A 22,569-nucleotide genomic window follows, 5' to 3' on the forward strand; every position below is an offset into this window, starting at 1 on the left:
CGTCGAACATATCGCCACAAAGCTCTATAATCCCCGGTCTCATTTCCAGGAGCCAATATCTGATGTCTGCATTAACCCCCGCCAGTGAAGTCATGCTGCGCCACAGTGATGAATTTATCGAACGCCGCGTGCTGTTTGCCGGCGACCTGCAGGACAGCCTGCCGGCCCAATTCGAGGCCGCGGACGTGCGCGTCCACACTCAGCATTACCATCACTGGCAGTTACTGAACCGGACGATGGGCGATAACGTGCAGTTCGGTTTGACCGTCGATCCCGCTTTCGTCGCCGACTGCGACACGCTGGTTTACTACTGGCCGAAGAGCAAGCAGGAAGCGCAATTCCAGCTGTGCAACCTCCTGGCGCTGTTGCCGGTAGGCGTGGACGTGTTCGTGGTCGGTGAAAACCGCAGCGGCGTGCGCAGCGCCGAGCCAACGCTGGAAGGCCACGCCACGCTGGTGAAAATCGACAGCGCGCGCCGCTGTGGCCTGTATCACGGCCGCCTGGACGCACAGACCGAGTTTGACCTGAACGACTGGTGGGACAGCTATCAGCTGCACGATCTGGAAGTGAAAACGCTGCCGGGCGTGTTCAGCCGCGACGGCCTGGACGTCGGCAGCTCGCTGCTGCTGTCGACGCTGGAAAAACACATGAAAGGCAAGGTGCTGGACATCGGCTGCGGCGCCGGCGTGATGGCCTCGGTGATGGCCAAGCTGTCGCCGAAGGTGAAACTGACCCTCAGCGACGTCAACGCCGCCGCGGTGGAATCCAGCCGCGCGACGCTGGCCGCCAACGGCATCGAAGGCGAAGTGATCGTCAGCAACGTTTACTCCGACATCACCGGTCGTTTCGACATGATCATCTCCAACCCGCCGTTCCACGACGGGCTGCAGACCAGCCTGACCGCCGCCGAAACCCTGATCCGCGGCGCGGTGAAACACCTGCCGATCGGCGGCCGGCTGCGCATCGTCGCCAACGCCTTCCTGCCGTACCCGGACATTCTGGACGCCACCTTCGGCAGCCACGAAGTGCTGGCGCAAAACGGCCGCTTCAAGGTGTACCAAGCCACCGTCGGCCGCCCGCCGCGCGCGCCGAAGAAAAAATAATTCGCCGTTGGCGGAAAACGACAGAGCGCGGCCTGAGGCCGCGCTTTTTTTTAACCGTTGATATAGGTCATCGACTCGGCGCCATAGCGTTCGCCGGCCGCCGCACTCAGCGGGAACACCGCTTCGATCGCAGCCAGTTCGGCCGCGCTCAGCGTTATCTCCGCCGCCGCGACGTTCTCTTCCAGATAGCGACGGCGTTTGGTGCCAGGGATCGGCACGATGTGCTCGCCCTGCGCCAACACCCAGGCCAGCGCCAGCTGTGAAGGCTTGACGCCCTTCTGCGCCGCCAGTTCGCCCACCTTCTCCACCAGCGCCAGGTTGCGGGCGAAGTTTTCCCCCTGGAAGCGCGGGTTGCCGCGGCGGAAATCGTCCTCGGCCAGATCCTCCGCCCGCCGGATAGCACCGGTCAGGAAACCGCGCCCTAACGGGCTGTAAGGCACAAAACCGATGCCCAGGCGCTCACAGGCCGCCAGCACGCCCTGTTCGGCATCGCGCGTCCACAGCGAATACTCGGTCTGCAGCGCCGTGATCGGATGCACCTTGTGCGCCCGCTCCAGCGTGGCGACCGACGCCTCGCTCAGGCCGATATAGCGGATCTTGCCTTCGCGGATCAGATCCGCCATCGTGCCCACGACGTCTTCGATCGGCACCTGCGGATCGACCCGATGCTGATAATAAAGATCGATCTCCTCTACGCCCAAGCGCCTCAGGCTGCCCTCGACGGAGCGCCGGATATACTCGGGCCGGCTGCTGACGCCGCGCGCCGAAGGATCCGCCGGATCGCGCAGGATGCCGAACTTGGTGGCCAGGAACACCTGTTGCCGTTTGCCCTTGATCGCTTCCCCCACCAACTCTTCGTTGGTGTGGGGGCCATACATGTCGGCGGTGTCGAGCAGCGTGACGCCCAGCTCCAGCGCCCGGTGCAGCGTGGCGATGGCCTCCTGCCGATCGGCGCCGGTGGAGTAAAAGTCGCTCATGCCCATGCATCCCAGCCCCAGGGCGGAGACGACGGGACCGTGGGAACCCAGTTTACGATGTTGCATTGTGCTGCCCTCATGCGATGAATGGATAACGCAGCAAAGTCTGGTTGTTTACGCTACAAAGATAAATAATGCAGATTGCACATCACTGTTCAAAAATCACCAACAATCCGGAGTGGACATGGATCAGGTTCAAGCCATGCGCATTTTTACCCGCATCGTCGAACTGGGCAGCTTCAGCCGGGCGGCCGAGCGTCTGCAACTGCCGCGCGCCACGGTCAGCAACGCGCTGAAACGGCTGGAGCAGCGGCTGGGCGTGCGCCTGCTGATCCGCACCACCCGCCAGGTACAGGTGACCAGCGAAGGCAGCCTTTACTATCAACGCTGCGTACAGCTGCTGGGGGCGCTTGAGGAAGCGGACACGCTATTCAGCCACCATAAGCTGCAGCCGTCCGGCAAGGTGCGCATCGACATGCCCCATTCGCTGGCGCGCCAGATCGTCATTCCGGCGTTAGACGACTTTTACCGCCGCTATCCCGACATCACCCTGGCGCTGGGCGCCAACGACACCCACGTTGATCTGTTGCGCGAAGGCGTAGACTGCGTGCTGCGCGCCTGGGAAACCGAAGACGACAGCCTGGTGGCGCGGCGCATCGCCCAATTGCCGCAGGTCACCTGCGCTTCCCCCGCTTACCTGCAGGCCCACGGCACGCCGCTCGACATCGATAGCCTGGCGCCGCACCGCGCGGTGGGGTATTTTTCCCTGGCCAGCAACCGCGATTACCCACTGGAATTCTGCCGCGGCGGCAAAGTGGAGCTGCGCGAGCTGCCTGCCCGCCTGAGCGTCAGCGGTGCCGATGCCTACATCGCCGGCGCACGGGCCGGCATGGGATTGATTCAGGCGGCGCGCTATTCGCTTGCCCCCTGGCTGGAACGGGGCGAACTGGTGGAAGTGTTGGCAGGCACGCCGCCCCCGCCGATGCCGATTTACATCATGTATCCGCCCGGCCGTTTCCTGGCGCCACGGGTCAGGGTGTTGATTGATTGGCTGATTTGGCTGTTTGACCAGCAGAAAAGCGTCGATATGGCTGTTTTTCCAGCAAACGCCTGCAAAGCGGGGAAATAACTGTTGACGTGCCCGCCAAAATCTCTAGAATTCGCCTCCGTGGTAACGTTACTCCGGTAATGTTTCTGGTACGCGAAGGTGGCGGAATTGGTAGACGCGCTAGCTTCAGGTGTTAGTGTCCTTACGGACGTGAGGGTTCAAGTCCCTCTCTTCGCACCAAATAACCACATGATTTATATTGCACTCAGCATCGATGCGAAGGTGGCGGAATTGGTAGACGCGCTAGCTTCAGGTGTTAGTGTTCTTACGGACGTGAGGGTTCAAGTCCCTCTCTTCGCACCAAGCTGGCGACGTAATATAAATCAAAGCAACAACATCGACTGTGCGAAGGTGGCGGAATTGGTAGACGCGCTAGCTTCAGGTGTTAGTGTCCTTACGGACGTGAGGGTTCAAGTCCCTCTCTTCGCACCAATTGATGATCTCTCCGGTAGTTACTTCAAAAAAATCCCAACACATTGATAATAAACACGCCTAAGCGTGGTTTTGCCGTTTCCGGCGTTTCACCCGAAGCTGAAGTTGAGGCTGATTGCCGCCAGGCCGCCCGCCAACGCCATGCAGGAAGGCAGCAGCAGATAGTGGCGCAGCCGGCTGTTGAACAGCATCACCAGCGTCACCAACATCGCTATCACAATCAGGGTGCGCAGCTGCATCATATCCAGATCGATCAAGGCCAGCAGCGGCATCAGCGCGCATGGCAGCAAAACGCCCCAGGCGCTGGCCAGGCGATCGCCGAGGCACCAGCTGACGCCCCACAGTCCACACGCGGCAATCATGGCAGTGAGCATGACAACCCCCTTAAGTGATAATGATAACCAATATCATATAACACTTTTTTGGCCGCCGCATCATTTTCACTGCAGTGACCAAACCCAGATGACACCAGCAGGAAAAAATGATAATTTGACATAAGAAAATTCCTAGTCCTGTTTGCATGATAATAATCACAATCATCAACCATGCAACTTCCGTGGATATTTCGCGCCGAGGGAATGCTTCTCAACCTTAATTATTCGACAGTACGACTTTGCAAAGAGTGACCTCCGTATGAACGCCCGTTCTTATCAGGAATTACTGAACAGCAAGCAGCGCCTGGCATTATTTCTTTTTCTAATGATGAATGCCGCCTCTTCCATATTTACGTTATTGTTCCCTTTTAGGGATGTCCCTTCTTTTACTCTGCCTTTATTATGCATACCGTTATTTTGTCTGGCGGCGGCGCTATTTTCTCTGCACGCGCCGCGGCAATACCTGTGCAAACTCAACCTGTTCGCCAGCGTGCTCGGCCTGCTGTGGGCTGCACATATCTACGTTAAAAGTCAATATTGCCTGCCGAATAACCAAGATTTTTTATTAATTAGTTTGTTCAGCATCTTTTTTATCAGCGCTATTTCTCTGACGGATAACTTTACCGCCTTTTGTTTACACGCCGTGCCTTCCGCAATGATGATCCTGGCATTAGATGGCATGCATAATACCCTGCGGATATTATTCACCACGCTATTACCTATTATCGCTTTCTCCATTCATCACCTGATGTTGAAACGCAGTGAAATCTTTACCCACGCGCTGGTGGCCAACCTGTATAACGAACGGGACAAATTCAATAATTTGAGCATGCTCGATCCCCTGACCGGCCTTTATAACCGTCGCGGGCTGGAGAATAAGATCAACATGCTGCTGGAACCGCAAACCGGCCGCCACTACGTGCTGCTGCTGGATATCGACCATTTCAAGGTCTACAACGACAGCTACGGCCACGCCATGGGCGACCGGGCGCTGGTGCAGGTGGCGATCGCCATCCGCGATGCGGTGCGTTCGCGCGACATCGTGGTGCGCTACGGCGGGGAAGAGTTTTTGGTGCTGCTGACCAACGTGCACGAAGGCTATGCGGCGCAGCTGGCCGAGCGGGTGCGCCAACGGGTGGCGGAACTGAATATCCCGCACGGCGCCAGCCCGCAGCACAGCGGCACGCTGACGCTCAGCGCCGGCATCTCCGCGCTGGAAAAGCTGGACGTCGAATCGGCGATCGGCGCGGCCGACGCCGCGCTCTATCATGCAAAAAACAACGGCCGCAACAATATTCAGCTGGCGCAAAACGTTCAGCCCGTCGTCATTCACCCTTAAGCCGCCGCCGAAACGGCGCGGCGGCCGCCAGTAAAACTTAAGCGGGGATGAAACGCAGCCCGTTCAGCAACAGATTCAAACTGGCCAAGGCCTGCTCCAGCGCTGCGTCTTTTTCCGGGTGATGGGCGACCCACAGCGCGGCATCCATCAGGCCGCCATTGATCAAATGCGCCAGCGATTCCGGCTCGGCGACGGCAATGCGCCCTTGTACCATCAACGCCTGCAATGCGCCCGTCATCCAGACAATGCACGCCAGCTTACTGGCCTGCAGATACTCAGCCCCCAGTACCGAAGGTGAATCGCGCAGCAGAATGCGCTGCGCTTGCGGCTCCGTCATCATGATCAAATAACCGCGACAACGCGCCGCAAACGCCTCCCAGTCATCCGCCGCACTTGCGGTAATGTCGGCCAGACGCGCATCCATTTCAGCGTCAATCGCCTTCACCACCGCCAGGAACAACCCCTTTTTATCGCCAAAATGGTGATAGAGCGCGCCGCGCGTCATGCCGGCTTGCGCGGTAAGTTCATCCATCACCGTCTCGGCATACCCCACGCTACCAAACTGCTGACGGGCCGCCGCCACCAGCTTTTGTCGGGTTTCTTCAATCATTTCGGTGCGCGCTTTACGTGCCATGGGTCCACTCCCATCTCGTTATTGATGACGTTATAATTGACATACATGACGTATGTCAATTAACGTAACATACGTGGCGTATGTCAATGACGAACATTGAGCGAATACTGAGCCGCCAACATTCCGGAGCCCTATCCATGGCAAATCCTTATTTCAACCTGTTCAACGCCCCGGGCAGCAAGGCGTTTTCCTCCGCCGGGCTGATCGCGCGCCTGCCGGTCTCAATGACCGGCATCGGCATCATCACCATGCTCTCGCAGGTACGCGGCTCTTATTGGTTGGCGGGCGCGGTGGCAGCGACATTCGCCTTTTCCATGGCGCTGCTTGCGCCGCAAATCGCGCGCGCGGCGGATCGTCACGGCCAAAGCCGCGTGCTGCCGTATGCCACTGGAGTCAGCGCGATCGCCCTGCTACTGCTGCTGCTCTGCACCCACTATCGGGCGCCGGACTGGACGTTGTTCATCTTCGCCGCGCTCGCGGGCGGTATGCCCAGCATCTCCGCGATGGTCAGGGCCCGCTGGAGCGAAATTTATCGCGGCACGCCACAGCTGCACACGGCATTTTCATTCGAGTCCGTGTTAGACGAAGTGGCCTTTATCATCGGCCCACCGATCGCCGTGGGGCTTAGCGTTTCACTCTTCCCTGAAGCCGGCCCTCTGGTGGCCGCGCTGCTTCTGGTAGCGGGCGTTGCGGCATTCGCCTCGCAAAAAAGCACCCAGCCCCCGGTTTACACCCGCAATAACCAGCGGCAGCGCGCCATCCTGGCCATGCCGTCGATGCAGATCCTGGTGGTGGCGCTGATCGCCCTCGGCACCATCGTCGGCACCGTGGACGTCATCAGCGTGGCCTTCGCCGAGCAGCAAGGGCAACCGGCCGCCGCCAGCATTGTGCTATCGGTTTACGCGTTCGGCTCCTGCCTGGCCGGGCTGATGTTCGGCGCAATGAAGATCCCCGTCCCCTTGCCTCGTCTGTTCTTATACGCGGCGCTCGCCACCGCCTTCACCACCTTGCCGCTGCTGTGGGTGCACAATGTCTTGACGCTGGCGGCGGCGATGTTTGTTGCCGGATTGTTTTTTGCGCCGACCATGATCATTGCCATGGGGCTGGTTGAAAACATCGTGCCGCCCTCCCGGCTGACGGAGGGGTTGACCTGGATGGTCACCGGTCTGGGGATAGGCGTGGCGCTCGGCGCCGCATTGGCGGGCCTGGCGATCGATGCCGCCGGGATAACGGCCGGTTTCAGCGTCACGCTCACCGCCGGACTGATCGTGCTGCTGGTGGCGGCCGGCGGCTACCGCTTAATGCGGCGAACGCTGGCCTTGAAAGCGGCGTGAATCGCCCGCGCTAAGCAGTTTCCCAAATCGCCTTGCCCTGCCAGCGCCGTTCGATCGCCGCCAGGAACAGTTTCACCTTGGGGGAGAGATGGCGTCGGCTGGGATAAACGGCGCAGATCGGCGGCCCCGGGCGACAATAGCGCTCCAGCACCGGCACCAGCGTGCCGGCCGCAATCTGTTCGCCGACCAGAAACGCCCCCACCTGGCACAGGCCGGCCCCGGCGACAGCCGCATCCCGCAAGGCCTCGACGTTATTGAAACGCATCCGGCCACGCACCGGCCGTTCGTGCAGTTGGCCGTTGACCAAATAGCGCCAGGGCGCCGGCAGCCCCTGATGGCTGAAGACCAGCGTCTCGTGATCGCCCAGCGCCTCCGGTTTCGCAGGCGTACCGTGCCGCGCCAGATAATCCGGCGCCGCGCAGGTGATCAGGCGATGCGGCGCGAGCACCCGCCGCACCAGCCGGCTGTCGTCGCTGCCGCCGACGCGGACAGCCACGTCGATGCCGTCGCGCACCAGATCGCTGTACTCATCGGAGAAGCTGACGTCGGCGTCCACCTCCGGCCACTGCGCCAAAAACTCCCGCAGAATCGGCAAGATATGCAATCGCCCCAACGAGACCGGCAGATCCAGCCGCAGCCGCCCGCGCGGTGTTTGCCGCCGCGTATTCAGCGCCGTTTCCGCCTCTTCGGCCTGCGACAAGATGCGCTGCGCATACTCGTAAAACACCGCGCCATCTTCGGTCAGGCTGACGCTGCGCGTGGTGCGCTGCAGCAGCCGGGTGGCCAATCGCTCCTCCAACCGGTTCACGCATTTGCCCGCCGCCGATCGGGAAATGCCCAGCCTCTCGGCCGCCAGCGTGAAGCTGCAGGCGTCGGCGACGCGAATGAACACCAGCAGGTCTGTCAGGTTATCCAACGGCATAGACGGTAAATTAGCCACGATGTGTCCCCAATGTTGCGCATTCTGACCAGTTTATCAGCCATTTTGGCACGGATACACTGAGGCTCTTCATCTGTTGGGAGAGTCATTATGAGTGCCTTACACGCCGACGGCGGCGCAAAGCCCTGGCTGGCGACCTTCGCGATCGGCCTGTCCACCTTTACCGTCGTCACCGCAGAAATGCTGCCCGTCGGGCTGCTGACTCCGATCGTCACTACCCTGAACGCGACGATCGGCCGCGCCGGATTGCTGATTTCCCTGCCCGCCCTGTTTGCCGCGCTGTTCGCCCCGCTGGTGGTGCTGGGCGCCCGGCGCACGGATCGCCGCAGCCTGCTGATCGCCTTTCTGCTGCTGCTGATCGCCGCCAACCTGCTGGCCGCCGCCGCCACCTCCATGGCGCTGCTGTTCGCTGCGCGCATCCTGCTGGGTTTTTGCATCGGCGGCATCTGGGCCATCGCGGGTGGGCTGGCGGAACGTCTGGTGCCGCCGGCTTCCGTCGGATTGGCGCTGTCCGTCATCTTCGGCGGCGTAGCGGCGGCCTCGGTGTTCGGCGTGCCGCTCGGGGTGTTCCTCGGCGAAGCGCTGGGCTGGCGCATGGCGTTTCTGGCCGTCGCCGTCCTCGCGGCGCTGACCCTGCTCCTGCTGCTGTGCGTGCTGCCGCCGCTGCCGGTAACGCAGGCGATAAGCTGGCGGTCATTCACCGCGCAGCGTGCGAATCGTCGGCTGCTGACCGGGCTGCTACTGACGTTTCTGCTGGTCGCCGGCCACTTTATGGCTTACACCTTTGTCCGCCCGCTGCTGCAGACGGTCGCCGGCATCGAGGGCCGCTGGGTGGGGCCGCTGCTGTTCGCCTACGGCGTCGCCGGTATCGCCGGGAATTTCATCGCCGGCCAGGCCGCCGCCAAACGGCTGCGCCGCACCCTGGCGCTGATCGCCCTCGGGCTGGCGCTCGCCGTCCTGCTGCTGCCGCTGCTGGGCCACGCCCCGATGAGCGGCGGCGCCTTCCTCCTGCTGTGGGGCATCGCCTATGGCGGCGTTTCTGTTTCGCTGATGGCGTGGATGCTCAAGGCGGCCCCTGGCGCGGTCGAGGTCGCCTCTTCGCTGTATATCGCGCTGTTTAATCTGGCGATTTCCTGCGGTTCACTGGCGGGCGGGCTGGTGGTGGACGCCGGAGGTTTGACGATAAACGGCGTGCTGTCCGGCATGGTGCTGCTGCTGGCGTTGGCGATCCTGATGCGAACGCGCCCGCAGGCGCTGACAACGGCGGCGAAGGCCGATTCGCCGCCGGGTTGAATCAGGCGCGGCGCTGCCGCAGGCCGTAAACCAGCACCACCGCGAAGCACAGCAGCGGCAGCAGATAAGAGAGCGCGGTGCTGTAACGGTCGGCCAGCGCGCCCATAAAGTACGGCATGATGGCGCCGCCGACGATCGCCATGATCATAAAGGAACTGGCGCGCTTGGTGTGTTTACCCAGGTTTTTCACCCCCAGGGCGAAAATGGTCGGGAACATGATCGACATAAAGAAGAATACCGCGATCAGCGCCACCACCGACACGCCGTCAACGCTCAGCATCACCACGCCGCACAGCGCGATGTTGATCAGCGCATAGGCCGCCAACAGCGTCGCCGGCTTGACTCGCCCCATCAGCCAGGTGCTGAAGAAGCGCCCGACCATAAAGCAGATCATGGCGATTGACAGCAGGTAAGAAGCGCTCTGGTTAGACACCTCGCGCCAGTGTTCGGTGGCGTAGTTGATGAAAAACGCCCCCACGCCCACCTGCGCCGCCACGTAAAAGAACTGCGTGATAACCCCGCCGACGAAATGCGGATGCTGCCACAATCCCTGCGCTATCACGCCGTGCACCGGTTTTTCCTCTTCGCGGATCGCCGGCAGCCGGGTGCGGCTGAACAACAGCGCGATCAGCAGCACCAGCACGGCGATCGCCACATAGGTCATCTTCACCGCGCTCTGATCGCCGCCGCCGGCGGACTGGCTGGCAGAGAAGAACAGCGAGCCGCCGATCAACGGGCCGATAAACTGCCCGAGGCCGTTGAACGACTGGGCCAGATTCAGCCGCCGTTCGGCGCCCTGCGCGTCGCCCAACACCGTGGCGTACGGGTTGGCGGCCGTTTCCAGGCAGCCCAAACCGCTGGCGATAACGAACAGCGCGAACAGGAACATGCCGAAGCTGTTGGCCGACGCCGCCGGCACGAACAGCAGCGCCCCCAGCGCATACAGGCACAGCCCGACCAGAATGCCCGCCTTATAGCCCTTGCGGTCCATAAAGTATCCGGCGGGCAGCGCCACCAGGAAATAGGCGCCGAAATAGGCCGCCTGCAACAAACCCGACTGCGCCTTGGTAACGTGCAACGTCTCCTGAAAATGTTTGTTTAATACGTCCAGCAGGCCATAGGACAGCCCCCACATAAAGAACAGGCTGGTGACCAGGATAAAGGCCCAGCGCAGATTGGCGGTCACGGCGACGCCCGGCTGCGCGGAGGCCGCACTTTTTTCAGCAAGCATGGTGATACCCTCGTATCGTCTGGCGATGATGATGTTGGCGTTATTGCTGTTGCAGAGAAAATATCCGCGCCATTTCCACCCATTTTTCGCCCTGCGGCGTCCAGGGGGTGGCGGCCTGGTAGTGCCACATCAGCGCTTCCCATCGCTGTACTTCGGGGTTGTTCAGGCTGACGGCGTCAAAACGCGCGGCGTCGAAATCGGCGCTGACCTCCACGATCATGAACAGCCGGGTGCCCAACCGGTAAATCTCCATGTCCAGAATGCCGTGCTCACGCAAATGCGCGGCGATGCCCGGCCAGATGCGCTGATGCTGCTGCTGGTACTCCGCAATCAGCGCCGGTGAGTCAATCAGATCGAGCGCCTGGCAGAAACGGCGCCGCCCTGCCGCCGCGCCGCTCACGTCAGCGCCCGATCGAGATGCAGGTAGCCGCCGTCCACCGACAGCCACTGCCCGGTGGTGTGCGACGACCGCGACGACAACAGGAACGCCACGGTATCGGCGATCTCCTGCGGCGTGGTCATGCGCTGCCCGAGCGGAATGCGCGCGGTGATTTTCTCCATCTGCCGCTGCGGCTCGGCGAAGGTGTTGAGCCAGCGCTGGTACTGCGGGGTGATCACCTCCGCCGGCACCACCGCGTTCACCCGCACGCCGTCATGGCGCAGCGACACCGCCCATTCACGCGTCAGCGCCAGCACCGCGCCCTTGGCGGCGGTGTAACCGCTGGTGCCGCCCTGGCCGCTGAGTGCGGTCTTGGAGGCGATATTGACGATGGCGCCCCGGCTCTCCTGCAGCGCCGCCTGGCACAGGTGCGCCATCAGGTAGTAGTGCACCAGGTTCTTTTCCAACGAGCCGACGAACGCTTCGCGCCCCGCCTCCAGCCCGACGCCGTCGTTGACCCCGGCGTTGTTTACCAGTCCGTCAATACGGCCGAAGGTCGCCAGCGTCTGGCTGACCGCGCGGCGGCAGGCCGCCTCGTCGCACAATTCGGTGAGGATCACCTCGGTGCGCGGCTGCAGCCGCTGCAAATCGGCCAGCAGCGCCGCCTCCGGCGCGGCGTTGGTGACCAACACCGGGATCGCCCCTTCTTCGGCCAGCACATGAGCAATCGCCGCGCCGATGCCGGCACCGCCGCCGGTGACCAGCACCACCTTATCTTGCAGATACAGATCCATAACCAGACTCCGTTAAACCGTAAATTCGCCAGGCGGTGTCGCCCCAAATCGCCGCCTGCTCGGCGGCCCCCAGCGTCAACAGCGCCCGTTCGCACAGTTGCACTACCTGGCGGTAGTCGCCGGACAGCAGGCACACCGGCCAGTCGGAGCCGAACATCAGCCGCTGCGGGCCGAACGCCTCCAGCGCGGCGTCGAAGAACGGCAGCAGTTCTTCCGCCCGCCACCGGCCACCCTGCGCCTCGGTGATCAGCCCCGACAGCTTGCAGGCCACGTGCGGCAGCGCCGCCAGCGGCCGGATTTGCAGCGCCCAGTGCCGCGCGCCGCGCGCGATGTCCGGCTTGCCGAGATGATCCAACACCAGCCAGTGCTCATCGTGGCGGGCGGCGAACGCCGCCGCAGCCGCCAGATGCCGGTGCGTCACCAGGATCTCGTACACATACCCGGCGCGCTGCAGCGTTTGTATGCCGCGCCCCACTTCCGGCCGCGCCAGCCAGGCCGCCGGATCCGCTTCGTCCTGCACCTGATGGCGCACCCCGCGCAGCGCGGTACGCGGCCGCAAAGTCTCCAGACGCTGCGCCAGCTGCGGCGCGGCGATATCCAGCCAGCCCACTACGCCGCATACGCCCTCGCCCTGTTCAGCCAGCGCCAGCAGGGCCAGCGTCTCGTCCTCGCTGGGGCGCGCCTGCACCGCCAGCGCGCCGTCGAAACCGTGTTCCTGCAACCGCGGCCGCAGCCGGGGCGGATCGAAATCCTGCCGCAGCACGCTCATCCGCTCGTCGATCCACGGGTAGTGCCGTGGGTGATAGCGCCAGTAGTGCTGGTGAGCGTCGATGCGCGGCACGCGATCCTCCCGCCTCACCCGCGGAACCGATACTGCGCGATCGACGACGGATGCATCTCGATCGAATAGCCGGGACGGCTCGGCGGCATGTAGGCCGCGCCTTTGATCACGCAGGGATCGACAAAGTGTTCATGCAGATGATCGACATACTCGATCACCCGGCCTTCGTGGGTGCCGGCAATGCACAGGTAGTCGATCATCGACAGGTGCTGCACGTACTCGCACAGCCCGACGCCGCCGGCGTGCGGGCAGACCGGCAGCTGGTATTTGGCCGCCATCAGCATCACCGCCAGCACTTCGTTGACGCCACCGAGGCGGCAGGCGTCGATCTGCACCACGTCTACCGCGCCGCGCATGATGAACTGCTTGAACATGATGCGGTTCTGGCACATCTCACCGGTGGCCACCTTGACCGGCGCCACCCCTTCGCGGATGCGGCGGTGCCCTTCCACGTCGTCCGGGCTGGTCGGCTCTTCGATAAACCAGGGTTTGGCGAACGCCAGATGCTTCACCCACGGAATGGCTGCGTCCACCTCCCACACCTGGTTGGCGTCGATCATCAGCCGGCGATCCGGGCCGATCACCTCGCGGGCGATACGCACCCGGCGGATGTCGTCTTCCAGATCGCGCCCGACCTTCAGCTTCAGGTAGGAGAAACCGGCGTCGACCGCTTCCTGGCACAGGCGGCGCAGCTTGTCGTCCGGATACCCCAGCCAGCCGGCAGAGGTGGTGTAACAGGGATAGCCCTCCTGCAGCAGCCGCGCCAGGCGCTCTTCTTTGCCCTCGGCCCGCTGCTTGAGCAGCGCCAGCGCTTCCTGCGGCGTGATGCAGTCGGTGATGTAACGGAAGTCGATGCAGCGCACCAGCTCCTCCGGCGTCATCTCCGCCACCAGCCGCCACACCGGCTTGCCGACCGATTTGGCCCACAGATCCCACACCGCGTTGACCACCGCGCCGGTCGCCAGGTGGATAGCGCCTTTGTCCGGCCCGATCCAGCGCAGCTGGCTGTCGCTGGTGAAGCGCCGCCAGAAGGCGCCCATGTCGGCGGCGATATCCTCCAGCCGCTCGCCGACGATCTGATGCTCCAGCGCGCGGATCGCCGCGCAGCAGATCTCGTTGCCGCGGCCGATGGTGAACGTCAGCCCGTGGCCGCTGAGATCCGCGCGATCGGTCTCCAGGATCACGTAGGCGGCGGAATAGTCGGGATCCGGATTCATGGCGTCGGATCCGTCCAGCCCCAGCGAGGTGGGGAAACGAATGTCTTCAACCCGCAGTGCGGTAATGGTGGTCATGGCGGCGCTCCCGGTTAGGCCTGTACGGTTTGCTGGCGCTGTTCGCCCAGCCCTTCGATGCCCAGACGCATCGTCTGGCCCGCCCGCAGGTAGATGGGCTGCGGTTTCTGCCCCATGCCGACGCCCGGCGGCGTGCCGGTGGAGATCACATCGCCCGGCTGCAGGCTCATGAAGCGGCTGAGGTAGCTGACGATCTGCGGAATGCGGAAGATCATGGTGCTGGTGTTGCCGTCCTGATAGCGCTTGCCGTCCACCTCCAGCCACAGGTTCAGGCTGTGCGGATCGGCGATCTCATCGGCGGTCACCAACCAGGGGCCGATCGGCCCGAAGGTGTCGCAGCCTTTGCCCTTGTCCCAGGTGCCGCCGCGCTCAATTTGATATTCGCGTTCTGAGACGTCGTTGATCACGCAGTAACCGGCGACGTGGCGCATCGCGTCGGCTTCGCTGATGTAGCGCCCGCCCTGGCCGATCACCACGCCCAGCTCCACTTCCCAGTCGGTTTTCTGCGAGCCGCGCGGGATCTCCACCCGATCGTGGGGGCCGACCACCGCGCTGGTCCATTTGTTGAACACCACCGGTTCTTCAGGAATGGCCGCACCGGTCTCCGCCGCATGATCGGCGTAGTTCAGGCCGATGCAGATAAACTTGCCGATGCCGCCGACGCAGGCGCCGAGGCGTGGCTGCCCCTCGACCAACGGCAGCGCGGCGCTGTCCAGCGCACGCAGTTTGGCGAGCGATGCCGGCAATAACGCGGCGCCCCCCACGTCGGCGATATGCTGCGACAGATCGCGCAGGCGGCCCTGCGCATCCAACATGCCGGGGCGCTCTTGCCCGGGTTGCCCGTAACGTAAAAGTTTCATGCCTTCCTCTCTCAAAAATGGCGGCTCAGTTGCTCCAGCCGCCGTCGATGATCTGCACCGTGCCGGTGGTGTACGAACTGGCGTCGGAGGCCAGATACAGCGCCAATTGGGCGATTTCCTCGGTGGTGCCGATGCGCCCGATCGGCTGACGGGCGACGAACGCCTGATACACCTCTTGCTCGCTGCGTCCCTGCTCGCGCGCCTGCTCGGCGATGCGCTGGCGCAGCGACGGCGACTCTACCGTGCCGGGGCAGATGGCGTTGCAGCGGATGCCCTGCGTGACGTAGTCCGCCGCCACCGAGCGCGTCAGGCCGATCACCGCCGCCTTGCTGGCGCTGTAAGCGAAGCGATTTGGCACCCCCTTCACGCTCGAGGCCACCGAGGACATGTTGATGATCGAGCCTTTGCCGCGCGCCAACATGCCCGGCAGGAAGGCGCGGATCATGCGGAACATCGCGGTGACGTTGAGATCGAGCGCGAACGCCCACTGATCTTCGCTGCAATCGAGGATCGATCCGCTGTGCACCACGCCGGCGCAGTTGAACAGCACGTCGATCGGGCCGATCGCTTCCGCCGCCGCCGCGATGGCGGCCGGATCGGTGACGTTCAGCGTCAGCGCGCGGATCCCGGCAGAGCCCTGCAGGCGCTCGAGGTTGATATCGCTGGCGATCACTTCGGCGCCGGCGGCGGCGAACAGCCTGGCGGTGGTAAAACCGATCCCTTGCCCGGCGGCGGTGATCAGTACGCGTTTCCCGGTTAAATCCATCTTGACTCCTCGGCCTAAAGGTCTAATGGTCAGGCCACTAAAGGCGGTTAAAGGTCAGGCCTCTAACATGACAAAAGACGCTTTACGCGTTATCGTTGGGGGAAGAAGTTAATAAAACAGCCTTGAAACCGCATTTCAATTAACCATTTTTTTACACTTGAATAACGATTACTCAAGCGCCTTATCGCATAATTGTGCGCCAAATCACTGAACGCCGAATCGTCAAAGGTCAAAAATGCCGATTACCCGACTGGAAAACCCAAGGATTTACAGACAGATAGCTGACCAGCTCAAACGTCTTATCGAGAATAACGAATTTCCGCCGGGCAGCCGCCTGCCCTCGGAGCGGGATCTCGCCCAGCAGTTGCAGGTCAGTCGCGCGTCGGTGCGCGAGGCGCTTATCGCGCTGGAAGTGATCGGCCTGGTGGACGTCAAGGTCGGCAACGGGGTGATCGTGCGCTCGCCAACGCCGCTGGCGCCGTCGCAGGAGCCGGTGATGGCCCAGGCCGGCCGCAACCAGTGGGCGGAGATCGACGACGAACTGAACATCGAGCTGGATTTCAACGCCGAGCTGCCGCCGTTTTCTCTGCTGCAAACCCGTCTGCTGATCGAACCGGAGACCGCCGCGCTGGCCGCGCGCCACGCCACCGACGAAGAGCTGGCGGGCATCCGCGCCGCCTATGAGCAGAACTGCCGCGATAACCGCGCCGGTTCCGCCACCCACCCCGGCGATCGGCTGTTCCACATCCGCATCGCCCAGGCCAGCGGCAACCCGGCCTATGCATTCATCATCGGCCACCTGCTCGGCCACCGTTACGGCAGCATGTTCCGCGTGCTGCAGCGCCACTATACGCCGGATGACATGCCGCATCGTTCCGAGCTGGAACACCGGGCGATCCTGGCGGCGATCGAAGCGCGCGACGTGCGCGGCGCCCGCAAGGCGATGAAGGCGCACCTCGATGAAGTGATCGCCATTTTCGCCCGCGCGCAGTAGGCCGCCGGCGGTGAAAAAATTTTATCGCCACCGCTCTTTTTTCTACATGCAGCCGGGGCTTGAGCGCATTACACTGGGCGACGAATAAGCCCTTTCCCCGCTGCATTGTTAAATGGATAACGACCGTTGAAGAACTCTGTCTCCGCTTTATTGCTGGCGCTGGGCCTGTGCGCCGCGCCGCTGGCCGTGCAGGCCGCGCCCCCGCAGCTGGCTTCGCAAATCGTCGACCAGTATGCCGAACATATTTTCTACAACAGCGGCGCCACCGGCATGGCGCTGGTGGTGATCGACGGTAATCAGGTGGTTAACCGCAGCTTTGGCGATACCAAACCCGGTAACAACCTGCGCCCGCGTCCGGATTCGCTGATTCGCATCGCCTCGATCACCAAGCTGATGACCAGCGAAGTGATGGTGAAAATGGCGGCGGCAGGCCAGGTCAAACTGACCGACCCGCTGCGCAAGTACGCCCCCAAAGGCGCCTATGTGCCGGCTTACAACGCCGGCCAACCGATCACCCTGCTGAACCTGGCGACGCACACCAGCGCGCTGCCGCGCGAGCAGCCGGGCAAAAAGCCGCCGAAGACGCCGGTGTTCACCTGGCCGACCAAGGCCCAGCGCTGGCAATGGCTGGCGCATGCCAACGTTACGGTGCCGCCGGGCGTACGCGCCGCCTACTCCAACCTGGCGTATGACCTGCTGGCCGACGCGCTGTCGCGCGCCGCGGGCAAGCCCTACAACGCGCTGCTGAAAGAGAAAATCACCGCGCCGCTCGGCATGGTCGACACCACGCTGACGCCGAGCCCTGAACAATGTTCGCGTCTGATGGTGGCGGCCGCCGGCCCGAGCGCCTGCCGCGACACCACCGCCGCGGCCGGCAGCGGCGGCGTCTACTCCACCCCGCGCGACATGCAGCGCTGGATGCAGCAGTTCCTCTCCTCCAGCGCCAGCGGCCCACGCAAAGCCACCGCCGCCAGCGAGCAAACCATGTACTTCCAGCGTCACGATCTGGTGTCGCTGAAGGGCATGGACGTGCCGGGGCAAGCGGATGCGTTGGGGTTGGGCTGGGTGTATATGGCGCCGAAGGACGGGCTGCCGGGCATCATTCAGAAGACCGGCGGCGGCGGCGGGTTCATTACCTACATGGCAATGATCCCGGCGAAAAACGTCGGGGTGTTCGTGGTGGTGACCCGCTCTGAGCTGAGCAAGTTCACCAACATGAGCGATCCGGTCAACCGCCTGGTGAGCGATCTGGCGACCAACAAGAGTTGAAACGTGGGGCGCAACAGGCTGCGCCCCAACGCCTCAGGCCGGCACCGCCATCGGGTGGATCACCGAATGGAAATTGCGCTTGAAGTAGATCAGCCCGTTGCCGGCTTCACTCAGCGCGATCTGCTTGATCTGCACCAGGTACATCTGGTGGGTACCAATGCTCTGGATCTGCTCGATCTCCCCTTCCAGGCTGGCCAGGGTATTGCGCAGCACCGGCTGCCCCAGCGCGCCGAGCTGCCACTCTTCCAGCCGGAAACGATCTTCCATGCTGACGCCGGTCATGCCGGCGAAGTGGCGCGCCATCAGCTCCTGCTCGTGGTTGAGCACGTTGACGCACAGCCTGCGGTTTTCCTGAAACACCGGGTTCATCGCGCTATTGCGGTTGATGCACACCAGCAGCGTCGGCGGCGTATCGGTTACCGAGCACACCGCCGTGGCGGTGATGCCGCAGCGCCCCGCCGGGCCGTCGGTGGTGACGATATTCACCGCCGCCGACAGGCTGGCCATGGCGTCGCGAAAGCGCAGGCGCTGTTCATTTTCCTGAGACATACAACCTCCTCCTGAATTACTTCAGCAGATTATCCAACTGATTAATATCGTCATTGTTCCGCAAGTGCGGCACCTTCCATCCGTGCTGATCGTAATCGGCCAGGCACTTGTCGACCATCTGCATCATGCGATCCATGTTGCCGGATCCCTGCGCGTGGCGCAGGCACTGCAGGCGGATCTCATCCTGACTGCCGGCGTAGTTGATCTCATACAGCTCGTGACGGCCGCCGAATTCGCTGCCGATCGCATCCCACATCAGCTTGAGGATCTTGATGCGTTCGACGTGATCCATACCGTCCGATCCGCGCACGTAGCGCGCCAGGTACTTGTCGATTTCTGGGTTGTTCATGTCGCGCACGCTGGACGGCAGGTAGATCAGGCCGCTGGTGACGTTCTTCTCGATGATGTGTTTCACCTTGGTGTAGGCCATCGGCGCCATCACGCGGTAGGTTTGCAGCGCGGCGGAATCCGGCAGGTAGGCGCCGTTTTCCCATTTTGTGGCTTCGGCGCACATCGCGTCGCTCAGCGACCAGAACAGGTTGCGCCAGGCCACCACTTCGCCCAGATCCGCCTGCACGCCGCGGAACTCCAGCACGCCGGTGCAAGAGAGGCTCTTTTGCAGCAGCGCGGTGATAAAGTCCATCTTCACCGCCAGGCGCACGCAGGCCTGCAGCGGGAACAGCCGGGCGAAACCGCCCTGGGTGCTCCAGCGGCGGCAGCGGTCGAAATCGCGGTAGATCAGCACGTTTTCCCACGGGATCAGCACATGATCCATAATCAGGATCGCGTCGTTCTCGTCGAAGCGGCTGGAGAGCGGGTAGTCGAACGGCGATCCGGTGGCGCCGGCCACCAGCTCGTAGGAGGCGCGCGAAATCAGCTTCACCCCTTCGGCGTCCATCGGTGCCACGAACATCAGCGCGAAGTCCGGGTTATCGCCCATCACCTGCGCCGAACCGAAGCCGATGAAGTTGTAGTGGGTCAACGCCGAGTTGGTGGCCACCACTTTGGCGCCGCTGACCACGATGCCGGCGTCGGTCTCTTTCTCCACCTGAATGTAAACGTCCTTCACCTCGTTGACCGGCTTGTGGCGGTCGATCGGCGGGTTGACGATGGCGTGGTTGAAATAGAGCCCGGTTTCCTGAATGCGTTTGTACCAGTGGCGCGCATTGTCGGCGAACTGGCCGTAGAACTCCGGATAAGCGCCCAGTGCGCAGCCGAAGGCCGCCTTGTAGTCCGGCGTGCGTCCCATCCAGCCGTAGCTTTGGCGCGACCAGTCGGCGATGGCATCGCGCTGCTGGCGCATCTCTTCCGGGCTGCGGGCGTAGCGGAAGAATTTGTGGGTATAGCCGCCGTTGCCGGTGTCGGTATTCCAGCACAGGCGATCCTGGCTGGCCGGATCGTGCAGCGCGTCGTACAGCTGGCCGACTGACGCCGCCGCGTTGCGGAACGCCGGATGGGTGGTGACGTCTTTCACGCGCTCGCCGTAAATGTAGATTTCACGGCTGTCCTGCAAACTTTTCAGGTATTCGGCGCCGGTGAACGGGCGTTTGCTGTCGGCACGAAAGTCTTCTGGTTTCATCGGGTCTTCCTCGTCATCGGCATTTTTCAGGCCGTGGAGTCGGCCATTTGTTAAAATAATGTTTTCTTTTGGTTGCTTAATTGAAGCTGCCAAAGCCGGTTTCGAGAAGAGACTTTTGCGGCAATCGCCGGTACTTTTCAGGTCAGTTTGCCGCTTTCACGGCAAACTGTGATCGCGGTTACGAAAGGGCGTGTTGCGCCGCGCGGTAGGTCGAGGGGGAACAGCCTTCCAGCCGATTGAAAAAACGGGCGAAATAGGCCGGATCCTTGAAGCCGAGGCTGTAGGCGGTTTCATGCACCGTACAGGCGCTGAACAGCAGCATGCGTTTGGCCTCGCGCAGCAGCCGATCGAAGATCAGCCGCTTGGGCGGCCGGTTGGCGAAGCGCCGGCACAGGTCGTTGAGCCGCGATTCGGTCACTCCCAGCGCCTGCGCATACTCCGGCACCGGCAGGTGCTCGCGAAAACGCTCGTCCACCATCTTGTTGAACCGCTGAAACAGCTGCAGTTCGCCGCGCACGCCGCTGTTGGCGCTGTCTTCCAGCGCGGTGTTGCGCAGCAGCAGCGTGAACACCGCCTGCGCCAGCAGCGCCAGCGTCTGTTCGCGCCCGGCCAGGTTCTGCCCGAACTCGCGGCGGATCAGCGCCCAGTAGTGGCTGAGCGCCGTCAGCTCCTGCGGCGCGTCGGCCAGCGACAGGCAGATGCCCGGCATGTCCAGCGCCAGGTTGCTGCCGGGATACAGGCGCTCCAACAGCGGCCAAATCAGCTCCTGGCGCACCGTCAGCACATGGCCGTCGCTGTCCGGTTCGGTGAAGAACGCATGCGGCACCGACGGCGGCGTGAGGATGAACAGCGGCGCCTGCACCGAATAGTGCTGGTCGTCGAGCTGCAGCTCTATCTTGCCGGTCTCCAGGAAATGCACCTGGAAGAAGCAGTCGTGCCAATGCACCTGCATGTCGCGGCCGAAGAATGCCGCCAACCCGGCGAAGGTTTCGTAGTGCACCTCGTCGGCAGCGTAGCGCGCGTCATACTCTTTGCAAATATCGATGTTGGCGATAAAACCGGTACTTTTCCGCACCTCATGACCTCCTGCAATCATGCCCACTTGCGCATCAAGGCGTCGCTCTCGGGCGCGAATCCTTCATCGGAATGCGCCACACCAACACGGCGCCGACGATCAACAGCGCCGAGACGAAATACAGCCCGGAGTTGAAGCTGCCGGTCAGATCCTTGAACCAGCCGATCAACAGCGGGCTGAGCGCCGATCCGATGTTGCCGGTGGCGTTGATCACCGCGATCCCCACCGCCCGCGCTTCCAGACTGATCGACTGATCCGGCGTGGTCCAGAAGATCGCCATGGCGGTAAAGGAGCCGACCGAGGCCATCACGATCCCGAGCAACTGGATCAGGCTGTGATCGGTGGCGGACGCCAGCAGCCAGCCGGCGGCGGCGAACAGGTACGGCAGCGCGGTGTGATGCTTGCGCTCCTGCAGCCTGTCGGATCGTTTACTCCACCACACCATGCCGGCGATGGTGCAGATCTGCGGGATCGCCGCCAAAATGCCGATCGTCACGTTGCTGCTGCCCTGGTTAAAGCTTTGCAGGATCTGCGGCGTCCAGATGTTGATCGCGCTCAGGGTGTTGGTCAGGCAGAAATAGGCCAGCGTATACATCAGCACGATCGGCGTGCAGATCTCGCGCCACAGGCTGCGCTGTTGCAGCGCACGGTGGCTGCTCGGCCCGTTGGGCTGCACCAGCTGCAGCTTATCGGCCTCCATCATCGCCTGCAGGCTGACTTTCTCCTCGTCGGTCAGCCACTTGGCCTTGGCCGGCGTATCGTCGAGGTAGAACCACACCACCACGCCCAGCAGCACCGACGGAATGCCTTCCAGCAGGAACAGCCACTGCCAGCCCTTCAGGTTCATCACCCCGTCCAGCGCCAGGATATAGCCGGAAACCAGCGAACCGATCGCCATGGTCACCGGCATGGCGATCATGAACAGCGCGTTGGCGCGGGCGCGGTAGAACGCCGGGAACCAGTAGGTGAGGTACACCAGAATGCCCGGCAGGAAACCGGCCTCGGTGATGCCGACGATCATGCGCAGCACGTACAGGCTGGTCGGCCCGGTGGCGAACATGGTACAGGTGGAGGCGATGCCCCACAGCACCATGATGGTGGCGATCCAGCGCCGCGCGCCGACCCGGCTCAGCATCATGTTGCTCGGAATACCGAAGATCACGTAGGTGACATAGAACAACGTCGCCGCCAGCCCGAACATGGTCGAGCTGAGGCCGAGATCTTTGCCCATCGTCAGCCCGGCGAAGCCGATGTTGATACGGTCGAGGAATGAGAAAACAAACAACACGAACAGGAAAATGATCAGGCGCCGAAACAACTTTTTAATCACCGATTGCTCGGCGGCGGTTAACGCTTTATGTTGCTGCGCCGGGTTGGCCGGCGGCAGCGAATCGACGTGGTTCATG

General features: G+C 62.7%; 22 protein-coding genes and 3 tRNA genes. 10 read left to right on the forward strand and 15 right to left on the reverse strand.

All coding sequences use genetic code 11. From position 1 onward, the window contains the following. The first annotated feature begins 62 nt into the window (after positions 1–62). Positions 63–1,103, forward strand: a complete 1,041-nt coding sequence (rsmC, locus tag ACYF6X_RS17365) for a 16S rRNA (guanine(1207)-N(2))-methyltransferase RsmC (protein WP_107226723.1) — start codon at positions 63–65, stop codon at positions 1,101–1,103. 50 nt (positions 1,104–1,153) lie between these two features. Here rsmC and ACYF6X_RS17370 read toward each other — a convergent pair whose 3' ends face one another. Next, the gene (locus ACYF6X_RS17370; RefSeq protein WP_063991477.1) at positions 1,154–2,146 is read right to left on the reverse strand and encodes an aldo/keto reductase; all 993 of its coding nucleotides are present in this window, start codon (positions 2,144–2,146) and stop codon (positions 1,154–1,156) included. A 118-nt stretch (positions 2,147–2,264) separates the two neighbouring features. Here ACYF6X_RS17370 and ACYF6X_RS17375 point away from each other — a divergent pair, with 118 nt between their 5' ends. From ACYF6X_RS17375 to ACYF6X_RS17390, 4 genes are all read left to right on the forward strand, one after another. Continuing rightward, positions 2,265–3,209 carry a LysR family transcriptional regulator gene (locus ACYF6X_RS17375; protein WP_130017865.1) on the forward strand — a complete coding sequence of 315 codons (945 nt, stop codon included), beginning with the start codon at positions 2,265–2,267 and terminating at the stop codon, positions 3,207–3,209. 72 nt (positions 3,210–3,281) lie between these two features. After that, positions 3,282–3,368, forward strand: a tRNA-Leu gene (locus ACYF6X_RS17380). Between the two features lie 36 nt (positions 3,369–3,404). Continuing rightward, positions 3,405–3,491, forward strand: a tRNA-Leu gene (locus tag ACYF6X_RS17385). 42 nt (positions 3,492–3,533) lie between these two features. After that, a tRNA-Leu gene (locus ACYF6X_RS17390) sits at positions 3,534–3,620 on the forward strand. 89 nt (positions 3,621–3,709) lie between these two features. On the opposite strand, the gene ACYF6X_RS17395 is transcribed toward ACYF6X_RS17390, so the two are convergent. Next, positions 3,710–3,994 (reverse strand): DUF1435 domain-containing protein, encoded by a 285-nt coding sequence (locus ACYF6X_RS17395; RefSeq protein ID WP_130018688.1) that lies wholly within the window; start codon positions 3,992–3,994, stop codon positions 3,710–3,712. Between the two features lie 442 nt (positions 3,995–4,436). Between ACYF6X_RS17395 and ACYF6X_RS17400 the strand changes: the two genes are divergently transcribed. Further along, on the forward strand, positions 4,437–5,333 hold the full coding sequence (locus ACYF6X_RS17400) for a GGDEF domain-containing protein (protein ID WP_369919392.1): 897 nt from the start codon (positions 4,437–4,439) through the stop codon (positions 5,331–5,333). A gap of 37 nt (positions 5,334–5,370) precedes the next feature. Here the strand turns inward: ACYF6X_RS17400 and ACYF6X_RS17405 are convergent, their stop codons facing one another. Beyond that, on the reverse strand, positions 5,371–5,967 hold the full coding sequence (locus tag ACYF6X_RS17405) for a TetR/AcrR family transcriptional regulator (protein ID WP_107226720.1): 597 nt from the start codon (positions 5,965–5,967) through the stop codon (positions 5,371–5,373). Between the two features lie 137 nt (positions 5,968–6,104). Between ACYF6X_RS17405 and ACYF6X_RS17410 the strand changes: the two genes are divergently transcribed. Next, positions 6,105–7,301 (forward strand): MFS transporter, encoded by a 1,197-nt coding sequence (locus tag ACYF6X_RS17410; RefSeq protein WP_130018689.1) that lies wholly within the window; start codon positions 6,105–6,107, stop codon positions 7,299–7,301. Positions 7,302–7,311: 10 nt separating this feature from the next. Here ACYF6X_RS17410 and ACYF6X_RS17415 read toward each other — a convergent pair whose 3' ends face one another. Next, on the reverse strand, positions 7,312–8,223 hold the full coding sequence (locus tag ACYF6X_RS17415) for a LysR family transcriptional regulator (RefSeq protein ID WP_063991483.1): 912 nt from the start codon (positions 8,221–8,223) through the stop codon (positions 7,312–7,314). 108 nt (positions 8,224–8,331) lie between these two features. On the opposite strand from ACYF6X_RS17415, the gene ACYF6X_RS17420 reads away from it, so the two are divergent. Continuing rightward, positions 8,332–9,534 carry an MFS transporter gene (locus tag ACYF6X_RS17420; RefSeq protein WP_130018690.1) on the forward strand — a complete coding sequence of 401 codons (1,203 nt, stop codon included), beginning with the start codon at positions 8,332–8,334 and terminating at the stop codon, positions 9,532–9,534. A gap of 1 nt (position 9,535) precedes the next feature. Here the strand turns inward: ACYF6X_RS17420 and fucP are convergent, their stop codons facing one another. From fucP to ACYF6X_RS17455, 7 genes are read right to left on the reverse strand one after another with little or no spacing between them, the layout of a single operon-like run. Beyond that, complete coding sequence (gene fucP / locus ACYF6X_RS17425; RefSeq protein ID WP_130018691.1) at positions 9,536–10,765, reverse strand: L-fucose:H+ symporter permease; 1,230 nt, start codon at positions 10,763–10,765, stop codon at positions 9,536–9,538. Positions 10,766–10,805: 40 nt separating this feature from the next. Then, positions 10,806–11,165 carry an L-rhamnose mutarotase gene (locus tag ACYF6X_RS17430; RefSeq protein WP_130018692.1) on the reverse strand — a complete coding sequence of 120 codons (360 nt, stop codon included), beginning with the start codon at positions 11,163–11,165 and terminating at the stop codon, positions 10,806–10,808. Continuing rightward, on the reverse strand, positions 11,162–11,938 hold the full coding sequence (locus tag ACYF6X_RS17435; protein ID WP_043136096.1) for an L-fucose dehydrogenase: 777 nt from the start codon (positions 11,936–11,938) through the stop codon (positions 11,162–11,164). Before ACYF6X_RS17435 ends, ACYF6X_RS17430 begins: the two co-directional genes overlap by 4 nt. After that, entirely contained in the window at positions 11,916–12,779 is an 864-nt protein-coding gene (locus ACYF6X_RS17440) for an amidohydrolase family protein (RefSeq protein ID WP_130018693.1), read from the reverse strand. Before ACYF6X_RS17440 ends, ACYF6X_RS17435 begins: the two co-directional genes overlap by 23 nt. Before the next feature lie 14 nt (positions 12,780–12,793). Continuing rightward, positions 12,794–14,071, reverse strand: a complete 1,278-nt coding sequence (locus ACYF6X_RS17445; protein WP_130018694.1) for an L-fuconate dehydratase — start codon at positions 14,069–14,071, stop codon at positions 12,794–12,796. Between the two features lie 14 nt (positions 14,072–14,085). Beyond that, positions 14,086–14,931 (reverse strand): fumarylacetoacetate hydrolase family protein, encoded by an 846-nt coding sequence (locus ACYF6X_RS17450; protein ID WP_063991488.1) that lies wholly within the window; start codon positions 14,929–14,931, stop codon positions 14,086–14,088. 25 nt (positions 14,932–14,956) lie between these two features. Then, entirely contained in the window at positions 14,957–15,697 is a 741-nt protein-coding gene (locus ACYF6X_RS17455) for an SDR family oxidoreductase (RefSeq protein ID WP_043136107.1), read from the reverse strand. Positions 15,698–15,932: 235 nt separating this feature from the next. Between ACYF6X_RS17455 and ACYF6X_RS17460 the strand changes: the two genes are divergently transcribed. Further along, a complete protein-coding gene (locus ACYF6X_RS17460; RefSeq protein WP_025305190.1) occupies positions 15,933–16,691 on the forward strand; it encodes a FadR/GntR family transcriptional regulator in 759 nt (252 codons plus the stop codon). A 126-nt stretch (positions 16,692–16,817) separates the two neighbouring features. Beyond that, positions 16,818–17,960, forward strand: a complete 1,143-nt coding sequence (gene ampH / locus ACYF6X_RS17465) for a D-alanyl-D-alanine-carboxypeptidase/endopeptidase AmpH (protein WP_063991490.1) — start codon at positions 16,818–16,820, stop codon at positions 17,958–17,960. Between the two features lie 33 nt (positions 17,961–17,993). Here the strand turns inward: ampH and hpaC are convergent, their stop codons facing one another. The 4 genes from hpaC to hpaX all read right to left on the reverse strand — a co-directional run bounded on the left by hpaC (position 17,994) and on the right by hpaX (position 22,568). Further along, positions 17,994–18,509, reverse strand: a complete 516-nt coding sequence (hpaC, locus tag ACYF6X_RS17470; RefSeq protein ID WP_033636989.1) for a 4-hydroxyphenylacetate 3-monooxygenase, reductase component — start codon at positions 18,507–18,509, stop codon at positions 17,994–17,996. Positions 18,510–18,525: 16 nt separating this feature from the next. Then, the gene (gene hpaB / locus ACYF6X_RS17475) at positions 18,526–20,088 is read right to left on the reverse strand and encodes a 4-hydroxyphenylacetate 3-monooxygenase, oxygenase component (RefSeq protein WP_033636988.1); all 1,563 of its coding nucleotides are present in this window, start codon (positions 20,086–20,088) and stop codon (positions 18,526–18,528) included. Positions 20,089–20,266: 178 nt separating this feature from the next. Continuing rightward, positions 20,267–21,163: a 4-hydroxyphenylacetate catabolism regulatory protein HpaA gene (hpaA, locus tag ACYF6X_RS17480; protein WP_038878427.1), complete on the reverse strand. Its 897-nt coding sequence runs from the start codon at positions 21,161–21,163 to the stop codon at positions 20,267–20,269. 34 nt (positions 21,164–21,197) lie between these two features. After that, positions 21,198–22,568, reverse strand: coding sequence for a 4-hydroxyphenylacetate permease (gene hpaX, locus ACYF6X_RS17485; protein ID WP_130018695.1), 1,371 nt, complete (start codon positions 22,566–22,568; stop codon positions 21,198–21,200). Between the last annotated feature and the right edge of the window lies 1 nt (position 22,569).

Source organism: Serratia sp. ID 25-353, assembly GCF_054792795.1.

What these genes read in the sequence shown, in the direction of transcription:
- rsmC (WP_107226723.1), top strand. Translation starts at nt 63, where the DNA reads ATGTCTGCATTAACCCCCGCCAGTGAAGTCATGCTGCGCCACAGTGAT.
- ACYF6X_RS17370 (WP_063991477.1), bottom strand. Translation starts at nt 2,146, where the DNA reads ATGCAACATCGTAAACTGGGTTCCCACGGTCCCGTCGTCTCCGCCCTG.
- ACYF6X_RS17375 (WP_130017865.1), top strand. Translation starts at nt 2,265, where the DNA reads ATGGATCAGGTTCAAGCCATGCGCATTTTTACCCGCATCGTCGAACTG.
- ACYF6X_RS17395 (WP_130018688.1), bottom strand. Translation starts at nt 3,994, where the DNA reads ATGCTCACTGCCATGATTGCCGCGTGTGGACTGTGGGGCGTCAGCTGG.
- ACYF6X_RS17405 (WP_107226720.1), bottom strand. Translation starts at nt 5,967, where the DNA reads ATGGCACGTAAAGCGCGCACCGAAATGATTGAAGAAACCCGACAAAAG.
- ACYF6X_RS17410 (WP_130018689.1), top strand. Translation starts at nt 6,105, where the DNA reads ATGGCAAATCCTTATTTCAACCTGTTCAACGCCCCGGGCAGCAAGGCG.
- ACYF6X_RS17415 (WP_063991483.1), bottom strand. Translation starts at nt 8,223, where the DNA reads ATGCCGTTGGATAACCTGACAGACCTGCTGGTGTTCATTCGCGTCGCC.
- ACYF6X_RS17420 (WP_130018690.1), top strand. Translation starts at nt 8,332, where the DNA reads ATGAGTGCCTTACACGCCGACGGCGGCGCAAAGCCCTGGCTGGCGACC.
- fucP (WP_130018691.1), bottom strand. Translation starts at nt 10,765, where the DNA reads ATGCTTGCTGAAAAAAGTGCGGCCTCCGCGCAGCCGGGCGTCGCCGTG.
- ACYF6X_RS17435 (WP_043136096.1), bottom strand. Translation starts at nt 11,938, where the DNA reads ATGGATCTGTATCTGCAAGATAAGGTGGTGCTGGTCACCGGCGGCGGT.
- ACYF6X_RS17445 (WP_130018694.1), bottom strand. Translation starts at nt 14,071, where the DNA reads ATGACCACCATTACCGCACTGCGGGTTGAAGACATTCGTTTCCCCACC.
- ACYF6X_RS17450 (WP_063991488.1), bottom strand. Translation starts at nt 14,931, where the DNA reads ATGAAACTTTTACGTTACGGGCAACCCGGGCAAGAGCGCCCCGGCATG.
- ACYF6X_RS17455 (WP_043136107.1), bottom strand. Translation starts at nt 15,697, where the DNA reads ATGGATTTAACCGGGAAACGCGTACTGATCACCGCCGCCGGGCAAGGG.
- ACYF6X_RS17460 (WP_025305190.1), top strand. Translation starts at nt 15,933, where the DNA reads ATGCCGATTACCCGACTGGAAAACCCAAGGATTTACAGACAGATAGCT.
- hpaC (WP_033636989.1), bottom strand. Translation starts at nt 18,509, where the DNA reads ATGTCTCAGGAAAATGAACAGCGCCTGCGCTTTCGCGACGCCATGGCC.
- hpaB (WP_033636988.1), bottom strand. Translation starts at nt 20,088, where the DNA reads ATGAAACCAGAAGACTTTCGTGCCGACAGCAAACGCCCGTTCACCGGC.
- hpaX (WP_130018695.1), bottom strand. Translation starts at nt 22,568, where the DNA reads ATGAACCACGTCGATTCGCTGCCGCCGGCCAACCCGGCGCAGCAACAT.